General features: G+C 73.3%; 17 protein-coding genes. 3 read left to right on the top strand and 14 right to left on the bottom strand.

Translation table 11 applies throughout. The annotated features are described in order from the left end of the window. Window positions 1–40: 40 nt before the first annotated feature. The 3 genes from VG276_09460 to VG276_09470 all read right to left on the bottom strand — a co-directional run bounded on the left by VG276_09460 (window position 41) and on the right by VG276_09470 (window position 3,855). Window positions 41–445, bottom strand: a complete 405-nt coding sequence (locus VG276_09460) for a VOC family protein (GenBank protein ID HEV8649613.1) — start codon at window positions 443–445, stop codon at window positions 41–43. Window positions 446–484: 39 nt separating this feature from the next. Then, the gene (locus VG276_09465) at window positions 485–1,294 is read right to left on the bottom strand and encodes a DUF6597 domain-containing transcriptional factor (GenBank protein ID HEV8649614.1); all 810 of its coding nucleotides are present in this window, start codon (window positions 1,292–1,294) and stop codon (window positions 485–487) included. 230 nt (window positions 1,295–1,524) lie between these two features. Beyond that, window positions 1,525–3,855 (bottom strand): DUF6777 domain-containing protein, encoded by a 2,331-nt coding sequence (locus tag VG276_09470; protein HEV8649615.1) that lies wholly within the window; start codon window positions 3,853–3,855, stop codon window positions 1,525–1,527. Window positions 3,856–4,299: 444 nt separating this feature from the next. Here VG276_09470 and VG276_09475 point away from each other — a divergent pair, with 444 nt between their 5' ends. Further along, on the top strand, window positions 4,300–5,391 hold the full coding sequence (locus VG276_09475; protein ID HEV8649616.1) for a DUF1835 domain-containing protein: 1,092 nt from the start codon (window positions 4,300–4,302) through the stop codon (window positions 5,389–5,391). Window positions 5,392–5,493: 102 nt separating this feature from the next. Here the strand turns inward: VG276_09475 and VG276_09480 are convergent, their stop codons facing one another. Next, on the bottom strand, window positions 5,494–6,135 hold the full coding sequence (locus tag VG276_09480) for a DivIVA domain-containing protein (protein HEV8649617.1): 642 nt from the start codon (window positions 6,133–6,135) through the stop codon (window positions 5,494–5,496). 1,157 nt (window positions 6,136–7,292) lie between these two features. On the opposite strand from VG276_09480, the gene VG276_09485 reads away from it, so the two are divergent. Both VG276_09485 and VG276_09490 read left to right on the top strand, forming a co-directional pair. Then, window positions 7,293–7,907 (top strand): hypothetical protein, encoded by a 615-nt coding sequence (locus VG276_09485; protein HEV8649618.1) that lies wholly within the window; start codon window positions 7,293–7,295, stop codon window positions 7,905–7,907. Then, entirely contained in the window at window positions 7,904–8,104 is a 201-nt protein-coding gene (locus tag VG276_09490; GenBank protein ID HEV8649619.1) for a DUF6186 family protein, read from the top strand. The genes VG276_09485 and VG276_09490 overlap by 4 nt, the downstream gene beginning before the upstream one ends. Window positions 8,105–8,237: 133 nt before the next feature. On the opposite strand, the gene VG276_09495 is transcribed toward VG276_09490, so the two are convergent. The 10 genes from VG276_09495 to VG276_09540 all read right to left on the bottom strand — a co-directional run. Then, window positions 8,238–9,215, bottom strand: a complete 978-nt coding sequence (locus VG276_09495; protein ID HEV8649620.1) for a sensor histidine kinase — start codon at window positions 9,213–9,215, stop codon at window positions 8,238–8,240. A 386-nt stretch (window positions 9,216–9,601) separates the two neighbouring features. Then, entirely contained in the window at window positions 9,602–10,792 is a 1,191-nt protein-coding gene (locus VG276_09500) for an MFS transporter (protein ID HEV8649621.1), read from the bottom strand. A 231-nt stretch (window positions 10,793–11,023) separates the two neighbouring features. Then, window positions 11,024–11,437: a pilus assembly protein TadG-related protein gene (locus VG276_09505; protein HEV8649622.1), complete on the bottom strand. Its 414-nt coding sequence runs from the start codon at window positions 11,435–11,437 to the stop codon at window positions 11,024–11,026. A gap of 301 nt (window positions 11,438–11,738) precedes the next feature. Then, window positions 11,739–12,248 carry a hypothetical protein gene (locus VG276_09510; GenBank protein HEV8649623.1) on the bottom strand — a complete coding sequence of 170 codons (510 nt, stop codon included), beginning with the start codon at window positions 12,246–12,248 and terminating at the stop codon, window positions 11,739–11,741. Beyond that, on the bottom strand, window positions 12,209–12,661 hold the full coding sequence (locus tag VG276_09515; protein HEV8649624.1) for a TadE/TadG family type IV pilus assembly protein: 453 nt from the start codon (window positions 12,659–12,661) through the stop codon (window positions 12,209–12,211). The genes VG276_09510 and VG276_09515 overlap by 40 nt, the downstream gene beginning before the upstream one ends. A 3-nt stretch (window positions 12,662–12,664) precedes the next feature. After that, a complete protein-coding gene (locus VG276_09520) occupies window positions 12,665–12,874 on the bottom strand; it encodes a hypothetical protein (protein HEV8649625.1) in 210 nt (69 codons plus the stop codon). Between the two features lie 16 nt (window positions 12,875–12,890). After that, window positions 12,891–13,838 (bottom strand): type II secretion system F family protein, encoded by a 948-nt coding sequence (locus tag VG276_09525; GenBank protein ID HEV8649626.1) that lies wholly within the window; start codon window positions 13,836–13,838, stop codon window positions 12,891–12,893. A 97-nt stretch (window positions 13,839–13,935) separates the two neighbouring features. Beyond that, window positions 13,936–14,802, bottom strand: a complete 867-nt coding sequence (locus tag VG276_09530; protein HEV8649627.1) for a type II secretion system F family protein — start codon at window positions 14,800–14,802, stop codon at window positions 13,936–13,938. After that, on the bottom strand, window positions 14,799–16,034 hold the full coding sequence (locus tag VG276_09535) for an ATPase, T2SS/T4P/T4SS family (GenBank protein ID HEV8649628.1): 1,236 nt from the start codon (window positions 16,032–16,034) through the stop codon (window positions 14,799–14,801). The genes VG276_09530 and VG276_09535 overlap by 4 nt, the downstream gene beginning before the upstream one ends. Window positions 16,035–16,036: 2 nt before the next feature. Beyond that, window positions 16,037–16,816: hypothetical protein (locus VG276_09540; protein ID HEV8649629.1), on the bottom strand; the 780-nt coding region annotated here is incomplete at its 5' end.

Genomic DNA, 16,816 nt, shown 5'->3' on the forward strand with positions numbered 1-16,816 from the left:
TAGGTGGCGCCGCTGGGCCGCCCGCGCGAGGCGCTCCAGGTCAGCGCATCCAGGGAGTGTGGCCGACGCCCACGATCAGCCCCTCGGGGCTGAGCAGGCGGGCGACGGTCTGGCCCCAAGGCTCGGTGCGGGGGCCGTGCAGCAGCCGGTGGCCCTTGGCCTGCAGCTCCTTGGCCGCGGTCTCCACGTCGTCGACGTCGAACTCGACGCTGGCTTGGGGCACCGGGACGTCGTCGGGCCAGGCGTCGGTCCCGAAGCAGGCCTGGGCGGCCTGATGCAGCGGCCAGACTCCGAAGTGCCGGACGCCGTCGACCTTCTCGCTGTGGGCGTAGTCGTCGTCATCCTGACGCTCCAGCGGCAGGCCGAGGGCGTCCACGTACAGCCGCCGGCTGTCCTCGGGATCCCTGGCGATCGGGGCGACGCTCGCCACGAACAGGACTTTCATCTCGCTCCTTTCGGGCCGATGGGTGGTCGCAGCATGCTGCTACACCACGGTCGCCGGTGGCTTGAACGAATCGGACATGCCTGGCTGGGACATGCCTTGTTGGGCCAGCAGCCGGGCGGGTGGCAGGCCGGCCAGGCGGACGGTCTCGCGCGACAGGTGGGCCTGGTCGGCGTAGCCGGCCGCAGCGGCCAGCTCGGCCAGGCCGCGGCCGTGGTTGCCCTCGGCCAGACGCAGCAGCCGGCGGAAACGCAGCACGCGCGCGAGCGTCTTGGGGCCGTAGCCGACCGCGTCGCGGCAGCGGCGCAGGAGCTGGCGCTCGCTCAGGCCGAGGTCGGCGGCCAGGCGGGCGACCGGGACCGGGACCGGGCCGGCGAGCCGGTCGGCGACCGCCTCGACCAGCCGATCTGGCGGGCCCGCCCTGTCGAGCCGGGCAGCGACCGCCGCCTCGAGCGCGGCCAGTGCCCGGGCCGGGTCGGTGGCCTCGCCCACCCGCTCGGCCAGCCGCCGCCCGGCCGGCCCCCAGACCGCCTCGAGCGGTGGGCCCTGGTTGAGCAGCTCGCTCGCGGGCAGTCCGAGGACCCGGCCGGCGGCGCCCGGCCGGAAGCGCACCCCCAGGGTGGTGGAGCCGGGCGGCAGGGCGACCAGCTCGGGCCCGGTGGCCGTGCCAGCCACGACCAGCCGCTCCCCTGCCAGCCAGACGATGTCCGCGCAGCCGTCGGGCAGGACCCTGTGGTGGCGGCCGGCGGGGCCGGCGGTCTGCGTCCAGACGCAGGCGAGCACGCCGGCCAGCGCCGGTGGCGGCGCCAGCTCTCGGTAGTCGTGTGCGCCCGCCTCGGGCGGCACCGTCATGGTCGGCGACCGGCGCCGCCACGCGGTTGCCGTCCGCTGGTGACCATCCGTGATCCCTGGTCCCTTCTGCCGGTGCGGTCGCGTCCCGGTGGCAGCGTAGCGCTCCGGCGGCACCGGCCCCCAGCGGTCGCCGGCCGCCTTGCTCGGCCTGCCCGCGAGCCCGATGACCGCCGCCGCGTCCTCGCCGTCCTCGCGTCCCTGCGCGCGTCGTGGAGGCGGGGTCTCGGTGGTCAGGGGCGTCCAGTAGTTCCGCTGCTCGCTGCCCCCGTCGTCTTGGTTGCGGCCGTCGTCCCGGTGGCGCCGCTGGCAGGCGTCCCAGTGGTCTGGGTCGGACTGGTGGTCTCGGTCGTGCCCGTGGTGCTCTCCGTCGCTCCCGTGGTGCTGGTGGTGGTATGGGTCGTGCCGGTGGAGCCGGTTGTGCTGGTGGTGGTCTGGGTCGTGCCGGTGGTGGTGGTCTGGGTCGTACTGTCGATGGTGGGCACCGGGAGGTCGGTGGTCGGTGAACCCAGGGAAGTCGTGGTGCCGATGGGTGACGGCGTGGTCGGAGCACCGGGCGCCCCCGTGGAGAGACGGGTGTTGCTGTCGCCGGATCCTGCGGTGCCGACCGGCCGGCGGATGCCTGCGCCCGTGAGGGGGTCGACGAGCACCACTGCCCGCATTGGCGGGCCAGGAGCGACCGCCGCGACCGCGCTGGGAACGAACCCCGCCCAGCGACTGCCGGTGTAGGCCGGGGCGGTCTGTACCGCCTGCGGCTCGAGCAGCGGGTTGCCGCAGGCGCAGCGGGTCCTCGGCGCGCCGGAGGTGTCAACCAGCACGGCGGTGCCCGCTTGCAGCACTGACTGGCGCGGGATGGCGCGCCCGTCGCGGAAGCCATGGTTCGTCACGCGGGTGTCGAAGCGCAGCAGGACCGGGGTGAGTGTCGCCACGAACCGTGGGATGTCGGCGGCCTTGACCCCCGCGACGCCTGCCCAGGCCGCGGCTCTGTCAGGGTGGGCTTGGAGAAACTTGACGAGGAGGCGGGCGTTGCAGCTCGACCGGTTGCGGGTGCCGCCGTACAGGCCGGGCACCGTGCCGCGGACGACTCGGACGGCTGCCCTCGCCATGGTCGAGGCGGAGGTGGGGCTGGTCGGGGCGGGCGGTCGGGTGGTCGTGGCGGGGGACACGACTGGAGGCGCGGCCGCGCTCGGGGTGAACGGTAGAGCGCCCGCGGAGGTCGACGGCTCGAGGAAGACCTCCCCGGAAGACGCGCGGCGTGCCGAGATGGCAACGCCGGCGGCCACCAGCAGCACGGTTAGGGCGATCCCGGCCAGCACGGTCGGCCACCGCCGCCCCCTGCCGGGCGACGCCGGCCGCCGAATGCGGCCCGCTGCCCGCCCGGGCGGGGGGCGGGCAGGGCCGGGAAGCGGCGTGGACCCCGTTGCTGGGTCGGCCACGCCGCCCCACTCAGGAGACGGGCCGGCCGGGATGGAATCGCCCGCCGCGGAGGGCTCATCGGTACGCGCCGCAGCCAGAGGCTGCCGCGACGCGCCCTCGGTCGCCGCGATGCGCGGCTGGGCGTCCAGCGACGCGCGGGCCGCCTCGAGGAGCTCGTCGACGTCCTCGTAACCGGGGTCGGTGTCGGCCAGCGGCGACAGGCGCGCGACCACCTCGTCGAAGCGGCCCTCGGCGAAGGCACGCACACCCGCCGCATAGGCGGCCGCCTGGGGCTCGGGCGGGCCCACGGACGGTATCCGCTGGAGGCTGGCGAGGGCCTCCTGGATGGCCTCGGTCATCTCCTCGGCGGTCTGGTAACGGTCCTCCGGCGCCTTGGCGAGCGCATGCAGCAGCATCGCCTCGACCTCGACGGGCAGGTCAGGGGTGAGCTCACGTGGCGGTGGAGGCGGCTCGTAGGCATGCTGCATCAGCGCTGCCACCGGCGTGGTGGCGTCGAACGGCACCCGCCCGGTGATCAGCTCATACAACACCACCCCGGTGGCGTACAGGTCGGTGCGGGCATCGACGGGCAGGCCGTGCGCCTGCTCCGGCGCCATGTAGGCGGCCGTTCCGATGATCAGGCCCTCCCGGGTGAGCCGCGGGGCCTGGTCGTCGAGCAGCAGCCTGACGATCCCGAAGTCGCTCAGCACCGGCCAGGCCGGCGACGGCAGCAGGACATTGCTGGGCTTGATGTCGCGGTGGACGATGCCGCGCCGGTGCGCGTAGCCCAGGCCCGCGAGCAGCAGGGCGACCAGCGGCAGGGCGCGGACCGGCGCCATCGGCTCACCGGTCAGGTCGGCCAGGGTACGGCCGTCCTCCACGTACTGCATGACCAGGTAGAGCTGGCCATCCTGCTCGCCGTAGTCGTAGATGGAGACGACGTTGGGGTGCTGGAGCTGAGCGATCGATCGAGCTTCGAGCTGGAACCGGGAGATGAACTCCGGGTCGCCAGGATGGGCGAGCACCTTCACAGCTACCCAACGTTGCAGGGAGGGTTGGTAGGCCTTGTAGACCGTTGACATCCCTCCGCGCTGGATGACCTCGCGGAGCTCGTACTGGCCGAGGCGGCGGTCGACGAGGTCGCTCATCAGGACCTCCCAGAAGCTGAATTCCTAAAATAAGACCCTCGAGCCTCGCCGTTGATGCAAGCATTCGCGGGCGAACACGCCTAGCACCCCTAGGGTGGAAACACTCCACCCCTATGGGGTCCCCGCGTGACTACTTGGCCAGGTCGAGTGCCACTCAGCTGAGGTGAACACCTGAGCAAGGTGAACACCTGAACGGCCTCCCGAGAGTTCTGTCGGTAAGGGCGTCGGGAGCCACGGTGCCGCGCGCCGGGGTGGAGGGGGTGGCCGGGCCCCGCCCCCGGATACACTCCTGGTGGCGTCTCCACGCCGAACCTCCGGCGGCTCGCCCAGCCGAGCGCAGCAGGAGGCAAAGGGAGGTTGACCTCTCGGAGGGTCGTGTCGATCGTCGGCCGCGCCTGCCGCATGGACCGCTGGGGGGTTCGGGGTGGGGCGCAGGAGGCGATCATGACCAAGCAGGCCGACTTCAAGCGGCGCGTGCGCGCACGCATGGCCAAGACCGGCGAGTCCTACGCCGCGGCGCGCGCCCAGCTCCTCGCCATCCAAGGCCCGCTGGGACGCGACCGCCTGGCGGCGGCGCTGCACGTGACCAACGGCGACAGCGCCGCCGAGGGGCTGCGCGCCACGGGCCTGGCCCGGCGCATCCTCCCCTGGCGCGACGTGCTGCACGAGGGACCGGTCCCCGACGTGCCCGATCCCGAGCTGCGGCGCATCCGCGCGGCGTTGCTCATCGACGACGACCCGGCCGGGCGCCAGGCGTGCCTGCGCTGGCTGGAGCGCCGCGACCACACCCTGGCGGCCAACCGCGACGGCGAGTACCTGCTGTGGTTCGAGGCCGACCTGTACGACCAGCTGCAGCTCGTCCAGATCCTCGCCCGGCTCGGCGAGCTGCGGGTGCCGCCGGGCCGGATCACCTTGACCTGCATCGGCGAGTACCTCGGGATCGCCCACTTCGGCGGGCTGGGCGAGCTGCAGCCCACCCAGCTCCACGGCCTGCTCGCCAGCGCCGCGAGCCCGCTCAGCCCAGACGCCGTGGCGCTGGCCGCGCGCGCCTGGGCGGCACTGCGCGCCCCGGACCCTGCCGGCCTCGGCGCGATCGCCGCCACGCCCTCCCAGCAGCCGCGCTTTGTCGCCGAAGCGTTCGACCGGTTGAGCCGCGAGTACCCTTCCACCCGCGACGGCCTCAGCCTCACCGAGCGCCGCATCCTCGCCACGACAGGCGACGGGTGGAGCCAAGCCGGCGCCGTGTTCCACCGGATCGGCGCCCGCGAAGCCCGGCCCTACCTGGGCGACCTGTTCTGCTGGCGGATCATGGCGCGGCTGGTCGGTGCGCGCACGCCGTTGCTGCAGGCCGATCCGTCCGACACCCCGATCGACGCCAGCACGCGCCTGCGGCCGACGCCCGCCGGCCGCCGCGTGCTCCGCGGCGAGGCCGACCACGTCGCCCAGAGCGGCATCGACCGCTGGGTCGGCGGCGTCCACCTCGCCGGCGACGACGCCCGCTGGCGCTGGGACGAGGGCACCGAGTCGATCGTCTGACCGTCGCGTGGGTGCAGGCGCTCCGCCAACGACGCAGCCTCGTGGGGCCGTTGCCGCTGCCTGCACAACGACCCGCGATCAGGCGGCCGTCGCAGGCCAAGCTCACCCCGGATTGGCACCGTCCGATGGCTCGGTCGATGGCGCAACCGGTTGCAGCTGCTCGGACCCCGCAGTCCCAGCAGGCGTAGACGCCCCCTCGCCGGTCGGGTCCGCAGCCGCATCGACCCGAGGTCCACCAGCGGCAGCGACCGCCAGCGTTCGCTGATCGTCCTGCTCGGCGGCCTTGTCGATCAGGCTGTCGATGTCGGCGCGAACGCGACCGAGATAGTGCAGCAGTCCCCTGCGGAACTCACCCACCTGCTCGGTCTCGGCCTGCACCTCCTCCAGATGCTGGCGCGCGGTCGCATGGAACTGCTCCGCCTGCTGCTCGGCCGCCCTGATCAGGTCCGCCGCCCGCGCCTGCGCCTCGCTGACGGTCGTCCGGGCACGACCCTGCGCCTGCTCGACCAGCATCTCGGCCGAACGGCCGGCCCGCTCCAGCACCGTCGCCGCCTCACGGCCCGCCTGCTCCAGTACCATGGCCGCCTCGGCACCGAGTTGCTCATACGACGCAGGCCGCCGCTCCCGCACAGCGGCGACCTCGAGTTCCAGCTGGGCCTTCGCCCGCTCCGCCTGGTCGACCCGGTCGCCCGCCTCTGCGACGTAGGCGTCAACCTGCTCACGGTCGTAGCCCCGCCGGACCACCTTGAACGCTGGCAGGTCGCCTGTGGTGCGCGGCCTGGACTCCACACCCGGCTGGAACACGCTCATGGCACCCTCCCGACCGCGCCACCGCTGCCGCTCACACAGAAGGTCTGCGCCGGAGGAGCTTCGCCTGACCTGCTGCTACGATGCGGAAGACTGCACCACACGTCCACAACTAGCAAATCCGGCACCACCCGCCGCGGCCAGTTCTCCCCCACCCGTAGCTGTTTACGCTTTTCGGCGTATTCGGGCGTTCTAAGCAGCAGCTCAGCAGTCCTGCACGTAACTCATGGCAGGTGACCAGGAAGGACTCGTGGGGTTCCGGGCAAGACTTCTGGTGTCCTGCTTAGCGTCACTGGCGACCCTCGCGTGCTCAAGCGTTACTCCCTGGAAGGGCGGTCGCGCGGGCCAGCGCATCGGGTGTGACCGTGTTGGCCGGTCTGTGGCTGGACGCGCCCGCGGCCGGGTGATCGTCCGGTGGCTGGACCGCCTGCAGCCGGGGCTGGGCGCCGGCCATGTGCGTGCCCTCCAGGACGACACCGCCGACCGCCGCGTCCTCGAGCGGGCGCGCAAACCGGACGGCGCCAACAGCTCGCCCCCGTTCGTGCTGGATGTGGCCCCACCGCCCAGCACGCCGGAGGTGAAGCGCTACGAGCTGCGTCCCCACCTGCTCCTGGACGGCGCCCGAGCCGGGTACCAGGCCTTGGTCCTAGCGGTCGAGCGGCGCGTGGTACCGGTCACCCCGCGGCTGACGATACCCGACCCTGGCCTGGCCCCTGCCGCCCGGCCGACCGGTGTCGAGCCGGCGCGCCCCAAGCCAGACCCCCGGGACCAGGCGAGAACAGGGCCTCGGTATTCGTACCCTGCGGGCGAGAAATCTGCTACACATGCACGACGACGACAACACAAGCTCGCCGTGGGACCGGCGCGAGCCGCCCGTCGACCCGTGACCGTCCGACAACCCGCCCCGCCGCCCAACGGTGAGCAGCCCGCCGTCGTGGACGGCGCCGACAAGCGGTGCGTGCGCATGTGCGAGCTGCCAGATGTCTAGAGCAGGTCCAGGCGCTTCCCAGGAGCGGGGTCGCCGGACGCCGCCGGATGCAGATGATCGCTCCTGGCCCGTCGGCTGGGCCATCCTCGGCGCGCTCCGCGATCCGGTGATCGTCGTGTTCCTCCTCGCGGGTACCTTCGACGTCCTGTCGGACGATCGCGTCATCGACGGGGCGGCCCTCTTCGCTGTCGCCCTGGCGCTCGGCTGGGACGTGGCCCGGCGCGCGCACGCCGAGCATGCCAACACCGACGCTGTCAGGTCCACCGGCGAGGACCCGGTGAGGCGGCCGCCCGGGGAGATCGCAGAGCCGACCCCGTCCTTTCGGGGCCGGGCGAACCTGCGGCTCTCCACGGTGGCGGCCATCACCGGCTTGGTCTACGCCACGCTCGTCGCAGGGCTGACCCGCTATTCGTGGCCGGCGACGGTCGCCGTGGGGACGCCGGCGGCGGCCGCTGTCGCGATCGTGTGGCGCCGGCCGGCGGGCGACGAGACCGCCCTGAGGCGGATCCCTCCGGCCGGGGCACTGGCATGGGTCTCGGTCTTCGTGGCGCTCGCGCTGTGGGAGCTCGCCGCACTGTTGCTCCAGCCTTCCCTCACCACAGACTCCTGGGCGCACCCGACGATCAGCGTCCTGATGGATCCGATCCTCGCCAGCCACCTCGGCCGGTCGGTCGTCCTGTCGCTGTGGCTGGCGTCCGGCTGGTTCCTGCTACGGCTATGAGCAGTCGCGACCTGACAGTGGCGGGCTACCTGCTCATCGTCTCGGCAGGCGTTGGCCTCCAACTACTCAGCTCCCGCGAGGGCTCACGGATCCCGCCCCTGCGTGCTGTGCTCAACCGGGTCATGCGTACCCGCTCCGGCCGGGTGGGGATCATGGCTGGATGGGCCTGGCTCGGCATCCACTTCTTCGCCCGGTGAGATCGCCCAGACCGAGATGGTGACGCCTCGAGGGGAAGGGCCTCGGCTGCCTCCAGCACCCGTGCCGGTACGAGCAGGCGTGCACCAGGTGGGTCTGGCTCCGGCACGACCAGCCCGCCGCCCCGACGAGCTCCTACGACAGCGGTTCGCGACGCCACATGTGCAGCCGCACGATGGTCCCTGTGGGGAACGACCGCAGCTGGACGAGGTCGCACAACTGGTTGACCAGCCACAAGCCTCGACCGCCCTCCTGGTCCAGCGGCGGATGCTCGCGGCCGACCAGCGGCTGCTCGATGTGCCCGCCGTCGCCGATCTCGCAGACCAGCGCACCGGTGTCCCGCCAGACCCGCAGGCGGCCCCGCCCACCGCCGTGGCGCAGGCTGTTGGCGGCCACCTCCTGGACAGCTAGCACAAGATCCGCGGTCCGCGCCACGCCGAGCCCGACGCTGGCGGCGTGGCCGGACACGAACCGTCGCAGCGCGCGCAGCGTGCCGGCGCCGAAGCCGAACAGGAACTCGGCCGGCTCGCCAGGCGGCTCGGGCAAGGAAGCATCAAACGGAGCAGCCGCGACCTCCACGCCAAGATAGCCGGTGCTGTCCCGCTGGGCACCAGCCTGCATGATGAACGGGTGGCTGCGGTGGGCCTCGTCGACCACGGCCGGGTCGAGCGCCTCGGTGTCGTACGGGCACAGCAGCCACCACGCCGGGGCACCCGCGAACGCCACGTTGAGCAGCGCCTCGTGGCGCTGGCACTCAACGAGCTCGGCAGGACTGCGACCGCGCCAGACCGGCTCCCCGATCCCCCGGACAGGGTGATCGGCGTCGGCGTGCTCGGCCACGAACTCCCGCCACCTGGGGATGATCCGGGCCGGGTTGGCACCGACCTCGGCCATATCAGCGAAGCAGACCGCGTCAGCATCGCCATCCAGGCCCGCGCGCAACCGGTCGATCTTCGCGGCGCTCACCACCACCAGGACGGGCTCACTGGCCGCGACCGCACCGCGGATGAACGGCATCGTGCGGGCCAGGAAGTCCGTCTCCCCGGCGTACAGCAGCGCCTCATGACGGAAGGCTTCCAGCGGCTGCGACCGAGTCAGCGCTCTCACGCTCACGACGCCGCCACCCCGCCTCCCTCGTCAGCCCCAGGACGAGGGCCTCGTCCTGGACGGTCACATCCATGACATCCACCGGCCAGGCCACCCCGCGCCGGCATGGCGTCCGCCGGCGAGCCAGGCAGCAGGTCACCACCAGGGACAATACGTTCCCGTCCGCGAAGCGGTGGACGGACCAGCCCATGCCGTCCGGGCCGGCATGCCCAACCTTACCCGGAGGGGCCCGCCACCAACCCCTCCCGGCCGCCGGGAACGTGCTGCCCTCCCCGGCCGACCCCGCCACCAACCCCTCCCGGCGGCCGGCGTGCGACGTTACCCGGCCAGGCCCGCCACCAACCCTTCCGGCGGCGGGCGTGCGACGTTGCCCGCCGGGCGGGCGGGCGACGTTACCCGGCCGGGCTGGCGACCAGGGTGTGCCGCCGCAGCAGCGTGACCCCGACCGCGAGGACGCCAGCGGCGACCGCGGCCAGGAACGCGGCGCGCACCCCAGCGCCGTCGATCAGCAGCCCTGCCAGGCTGCTCCCCGCGGACAGGCCGGCCGTGAACGCGGTCATGACCCAGGTGAACGCCTCGGTCACCGTACCCGGCGGGGCCAGCCGGTCGGCCAGCAGGTACACGCACGCGATCCAGGGCGCGAACGGCAGCCCCGCGAGCACGATCAGCACGCCCAGGTCCAGGTTGCTGCGCGCCACCAGCAGCGCCGCCATCGCCGCCAGAAACGCCAGCAGCAAGGCCAGGTAGCGGCGCTCCACCGGCCCGCGCCAGTGCCGGGCGCCGGCCAGCAGCCCGCCGGCCAGGCTCCCCCCGCTCCACACCGCGAGCAGCACACCGGCCGCGCCGCGGCTGCCGTTCCCGGTCGCGAACGCAGCCACCGCCACCTCCAAAGCGCCGATGCTCACGGCGACCAGCGGCTGCACCACGACCAGGGTGCGAAAACCCCGGCTGCGCAGCGGCCCGGCCCAGTCCCGAGCCCGCTCCGCACCCCGCCAGGCCCTCGAGACCGGCGAGGTCGCAAACACCAGCGTCCCCGCCAGCGTCAGCCCGGCCGTGACCACGATCGCGACCGCTGGCGAGGCCACGCTGACCAGCACTGCCACCAGCAGCGGCCCGGTGACGAACACCAGCTCCTGCGAGGTCGACTCCAACGCGTAGGCGGTCTGCAACGATGGCCCGTCGGCCAGCCGCGACCACAGCGCACGCATGGCCGGCGCCACCGGCGGCCTCGCCATGCCGGCCAGCACCGCACCACCCACCAACCCCCCGGTCCCCGGGCCGGCCAACCCCAGCCATACCAGCGCCACTGCATGGACGCCACCACTGCCAACCAGCACCCAGGTCTGCCCATACCGGTCGATGACACGGCCCTGTACCGGCCCGAACAAGCTGGTCGCGATGGTGTAGGCGCCCACCACCGCGCCGGCCAGGGCAAACGAGCCGCTGCTGGACTGGACCAGCAGCAGCAGAGCGAGCCCGCCCATGCCAGCCGACATGCGACCGAGCAGCGCGCCGCTCACCAGCCGCAGCGTCCCCGGCGCGCGCAAGAGGACCCGGTAGGGCGCGAGGCTGAACACAGGCATGCAGCCAGCGTAGAGGCACCCAGCCCCACCACCACGAAGCGAGACAAGTCGGCCTGAGCACCAGACACGAGGCGAGACGTCAAGTCGGCCCGAGCACCAGCATGTGTCCCATGCGTTCTCAGCCTTCCCCATCGCCGAGCTCGAACAGCTGGACCCGCAGACCGGCCTGCTCGGCTTCAGGCAGACGGGCTACCTGCTGCTCACCGGCACCCACGCAGCCCAGGGACCGGCTCACGGCCCGACCAGCCGCGCCGACGCCGTCGCCGTCCCCGACATCCGCGGCGGCACGATCCCAAGCAGCCGCAGCAACCCCACCGGCGAGTCCGCCGCCAACCCCACCGCCACCTCCGGGCCGCCCCCACCCCGGCGCACCTGCACCGACACCACCGCCACCCCGCCGACCCCTGAGTCCCTCGCCGACCCCGCCACGTACGCACCCACGATGTCCCGCGCCGCCCGCTCCAGCACCGTCACGTCCCGCCCGTCGCTCGCGTAGTACGCCGCCGTGTCCAACTCCCCCGCCGCCGCCACAGCGGCCCCATCCGCCAGGTTCCCCAGCGCCCGATGCCCGAGGAACCAGTTCGACGTGTCCCACCCCAGCGCGAGCACCATCAACACCAGCACCACGAGTCCCACCAGGAACACCAGAAGCTGCCCATCCTCCCCCGACCCCGGGCCGCGGCGCCCCACCTCGGGCACGAATCCGCCCCGGCGCCCCACCCCCGGCACGTGCCGGCCGTGACAGCCCAGTACCGGCCGGCCGTGACACCCCACTACCGGCACGACCGCACCCCGGCGCCCCACCACCGGCACGTGCCGGCCGTGACAGCCCACCACCCATACGACCGCACCCCGGCGCCCCGCCCCGGGCAGTAACCGGCGCGGCCCTCGGCCCCGGGCACCAGCCCACGGCGGCACCCGAGGAAGCGTGCAAGCCCGCTCCGCCTCACGTCCCGAACCCCCGGTACCGGTCCGCCCGCGTGCGATGCGTCGCGCCCACGACCACGCTGGGGCCGGGCACCACCCCAAGGAACGGCACCCGTGCGACCGGCACCCGGTAGGTCACCACCACCCGGACCTCCACCCCCGGACCGAACCCCCCGTCGCACGCCCCCGGCGCACCGGCCGGGCAGCCCGCCGCCAGACCGAGACGATCCCGGCCCTCCCCCATCCCCAGCCCGTAGCTGGCCAGTACGTCGGAGTACGCCCGCTCGGCCCGCAGCCTGGCATCGGCCCGATCGGCCGCGGTCACATAGACCCGCCCGACCTCCCGCGCAGCGCTCGACGTCGCCAGCATCGCCCGCTGCACGTCGGCCATGACCACCATCGCATAGACCACCGGCACGAGCAGCGCCACGAACACGACCAGGAACTCCACCACCGCCGCACCCGACTCCCCCGACGCGGCCGGCCCGGTCAACGACCGGCCGGGCCGGGCAGGCAGCCGCCAGCGCACAACCGCTCCTCCTCGTGCATCGTCGCCCTCATCCGCACCGGCAGCCCAGGCACGCCCGGCAGGAACGACGGCAGTATCCCGACAGCCCGGAACACCACCCGGTCGCCGTCCACCCCACCCCGGATCCGCACCGCCGCCGCCACCCGGCCGCCCAGCGCCTGGCGCACCAGTGTCGCCGCCACCCGCTCGCCGTCGTCCACCCCCCGCCCGTGCGTGGCCGCCACCCGGGCACCCTCCGCCAGCGACCCCATCACCGCGTTCCGCTCCCAGAGGAACAACCCGAGCTGCGCGACCGCCAGCGCAGCGACGACCGCGAGCAGCCCCACCAGCACGAACTCGACCACCGCCGACCCGGCCTGGCCGGCGCCACCGGACCCACCCGCCGAGCCGGCCACCGCCGGCCGGGACCCCACGGTTCAGCTCCCGAAGCTCACACCGGACAAGAACCCACTGACCAGCCGGCCGAGCACATCGCTGGCCACCTTCCAGATCACCATGACGAGAGCAACGGTCATGCCCGTGATCAGCACCCAGCCGGGCACATCCCCCCGTTCGTCGCTGGCGCGGACCGGCAGTCGGGCAGCCAGCAGGCACAGTCGGGCAGCCAGCAGGCAGAGCAGGTGCATGGCAGGTCCTTTCCGCTTAGCGGGCGAGCTGGATCAAGCTGACGTAACCGGGATAGAGGGCGAAGAGCACGACCACGGGCAGCAGCAGGAAGACCACCGGCACGAGCATGTAGACCTCCTTGCGGCCACCCGCCTCGATCAGTTCGCGCTTGCGCTGCTCGCGGATGTCGGACGCCTGCGCCCGCAGGACGTCAGCCAGGGGCGTCCCGCGCTCGACGGCGACGACCAGACCATCCACGAACCGCACCACCTGGGGGACGGGGACCCGTCTGGCGAGCCGCTCCATCGCAAGGGTGAACGGCATCCCGTCGCGCAGGTCGGCGAGCACGATGGCCAGCTCGTGGCTCATCTCGCCCCGGGCTCGGCCAACCGCCCGCTCGAGCGCGGCCCGAGGGCCCTCCCCTGCCGTGACGGCGAGGCAGATGAGGTCGGCCAGGGTCGGCAGCTCGCTGAGCATGCGGGCGTGGCGACGCTCGACCTCGCGGGTGAGCTGCCAGTCCCGGGCGAGGACGCCGCCGAGCACCCCGAGCACCGACGCACCGGTCAGCACGAGCGCTGAGACCCGGCCTGCGGTGAGGCCCGGCAGGACGAGCGCGAGCACGACCGCGGGCACGAACCCTGCCAGGCCCCAGAGCACCTGCTCGGCGCGGAACCGGGTGATGGTCCCTTCGCGCCCCGCCTCCCGGAGCCGCCGGTCCACGCCGGTCGACCCCCCGATCCAGCGGTCCACCAGGTGGGCGCCCTGCTCGAACAGCGGGTGCAGCAGCCGCTCCAGGGTCGGGAACGGCGTGAGGGGGATCTCCTCGTGGTGGAGCAGCCGGGAGCGGGAGGGGACGAGCCCGCGCAGGTACGGGTCGAGTCGCGGTGCGAGCCTGGGCCGGCGCAGCCGGGGGGCGGCCGAGGCGGTGAGCGTCACGCCGAGCGCGAAGGCCAGGCTGACCACGAGCGCTTGCGCGAAGCTCATCGGTGCACCCTTGTTCCGCGTGTTCCGCGCGAGGGTCTGGATGCGGTGCTCATCGGCGCCTCTCCTGGCGCGCACTGGGGGGTTGGGCGGCGCCATCTCATCGCAGGACCCGCTCCTCGCGCGGGATGCGGCCGATCCGCAGCATCAGGCGGTAGCCGAGCAGCGCCATGGCGGCACCGACGGCCAATACCACCGCGCCGCCCGGGCCGCGGTACGCAGCGACCGCCTCCCGCTTGGTCGACAGCAGCAGCAGCACCAGCCACGGGGTGGCGAACGACAGGCGGGCGGCCACCACCACCCAGGTCTGCCTTGCTTCGAGCTCCTTGCGCACCTGGTACTCGTCCCTCAGGAAGGCCGACAGGGTCCGCAGCGTCCGACCGAGCTCGGTGCCGCCGACCTCCCTGGCCAGGCGGAGCGCCTCGATCACCCGGTCGGCGGTGGGGTCGGCCAGCTCGTCCTTGAGCGCGTTCAGAGCGGCGCCGAAGCGGCCGGTGGCGTGGTAGCTGCCCGCGAACCGGGCGAACGGCACGCGTAGCACCTCGGGACCCCGGTCGGCGAGGCCCGCGACCGCCTCGGGCAGCGAGAGCCCTGCCCGCACGCCGGACACGAGGTTGTCGATGGCGTCCGGCCAGACCTCCTGGAGCTCACGCGACCGGCGCCGCTGGCGGGCTCCGAGCGCGACCACGGGCAGGTAGCCGGCGAGTGACGCGAACGCGAGCGCGATCCAGGCCGACCCAGAGAGCGCGAGCAGCATGACGGCGGCCACCAGCCCGAGCCCGGCGCAGACGGCGAGAAGCTGGCCGGGAGCGACCCCGCTGATGCCTGCCTGGGCCATCGCGTCGCGCAGGCGCCGGCCGTTTCGGCGCTGCCCCGGAGGGCGGCCCGCGTCCCCGAGGCCGAGCAGGACCGCGACCAGGCCGGCGGCCAGCAGGGCGGGCAGCACGAGGACGGCCCAGTCGCTCATGCCCCGAGCACCTCAACGAGGTCGTAGCCGGTGGCCCGGAACCGGTCGACGTGCGGCGGGTACTCACCTGTCCAGGTCAGCTTCCCGCCGAAGCGGCGGAACACGAGCCCGGCTTCCACCTGGTCCTCCTCGACCCGGCCAGGGACGGCCAGGACCTCCTCGACCCTGCGCCGACCCCGGCCGTCGCCGGCCAGGAACACGATCAGGTCGATGGTCGCGGCCACGGTGGGCAGGATGAACCGGTGGGAGACGTTCTCCCCGGCCAGGAGCGGCAGGGTGGTGAGCTTGACCAGGGCCTCGCGCGCCGAGTTGGCATGGATGCTGGTCATGCCGGGGAACCCGCTGTTCAGCGCGATCAGCAGGTCCAGGCACTCCTCCTGGCGTACCTCGCCGACGATGATGCGGTTCGGCCGCATCCGCAGTGCCTCCTTGATCAGGCGGCGCTGGCGGATCTCACCCTCTCCCTCGAGGTTGGGCTGGCGCGTCTGCATCGCGACCACGTCCGGCAGGCCTACCTGGAGCTCGAAGACCTCTTCGCAGGTGATGACGCGCTCGCGGGGCGGGATTGCGGCGGCGAGGCAGTTGAGCAGCGTGGTCTTGCCCGCCTGGGTGGCGCCGGCCACGACGATATTGAGGCCGGCCACCACCGACGCCTCCAGGAAGCGGGCGCACTGGCCGGACATGGTGCCGAGCCGGACCAGCTCCTCCAGCGAGTTGGCCCGCAAGAGGAACCTCCGGATGTTCACCGCCCAGTGCCGGCGGGTGATGTCCGGGATGGCGACGTGGAGCCGGGAGCCGTCGGCGAGGGTGGCGTCCACGAACGGGCTGGACAGGTCGACTCTGCGACCGCTCGAGCGCAGCATCAGTTCGACCAGGTCGTGGACCTGGTCCTCGGTCAGCACGGTGGTGGTCAGCACCGGGTGGCCGGCCTTGGCGGTGAACACCTTGCCCGGCTCGTTGATCCAGACCTCCTCGATCTCGGGATCGTCGAAGAACGGCTGGAGCGGGCCCAGGCCGATGACACGGTCCGCCACGGACTTGGCGACCTGGGCGGGATCGGGCAGGGGCGGCATGCTGGCGGTGAGGCTGCGTTCCTGGTACTCGGCGACCAGCTCGTTGATGAGGTGGCGCACGGTGGCCGTGTCGCCGTCGCCGGGGTCGAGGCCGCGCAGGCGGACGAGCTCGCGTACCTCGCGCTCGACGATCTGCTCGGCCGTCTCGGCGGTCGCCATGCTCATCCTCCTGTCCGGTAGGGCGAGGTCGACAGCAGCGGGCCCGCGGTCCGGGGCGGGCGCAGCCGGCGCGCCCAGGCCGCGCGCCAGCGCCCCCGGGTCCGGCGCAGCCGTCCGGTGCGGCGCTCGCCGAACAGCGATGCAGCCAGCCCGGCCAGGGCCTGCTGGGCTGGGGAGCCGGGGCGCGCTTCGCGCAGGGCGTGACCGGCCATGAGCGCGGTGTCCATCCCGGCTCGGTCGTAGGGGACGAACGCCACGGGGTCGATACCGGTGTAGCGGGAGAGCGCAGTCCGGATCTGTTCGGCGGCGTCGCCGCCGAACAGGCCGCCGCGCACCTGGTTGACCACCACCCTGATCCGGTCGGCGTCCACGCCGAGCTCGCCGAGCTGCTGGTAGCCACGGATGAAGTCGTGCAGGCCGACCGGGTCGGCTCTGGCCACGGCGACCACGAGGTCGGCCCGCTCACAGGTCGTGCGGGCCACGGCGTTGCGCCGGAAGCGGACCTGGTCGTAGAGCAGCTCCTCGTCCTCCTCGAGGCAGAAGCCGACGTCGGCCACGGTGAGCGGGAAGGCCACGCGGAACAGCTCGAGCAGGGAGTCCCAGGTGCTGGGTCGGACCTCGGTCCACAGCTCGGCTCGCGGGAGCCCGGTGAGCACGCGGGGGCCGTCAGGGCAGGCGCGGCGGGTGGCGTGCCAGAGCTTGGGCGCGTCGAGCTCTCCGCGGCTGGCGCACCTGGCCATCCAGGCGAGCCCCGGGTGGTCTTCGAGGAACCCGAGGGACTG

Source organism: Actinomycetes bacterium, from assembly GCA_036000965.1.
GTDB lineage: Bacteria > Actinomycetota > CALGFH01 > CALGFH01 > CALGFH01 > DASYUT01.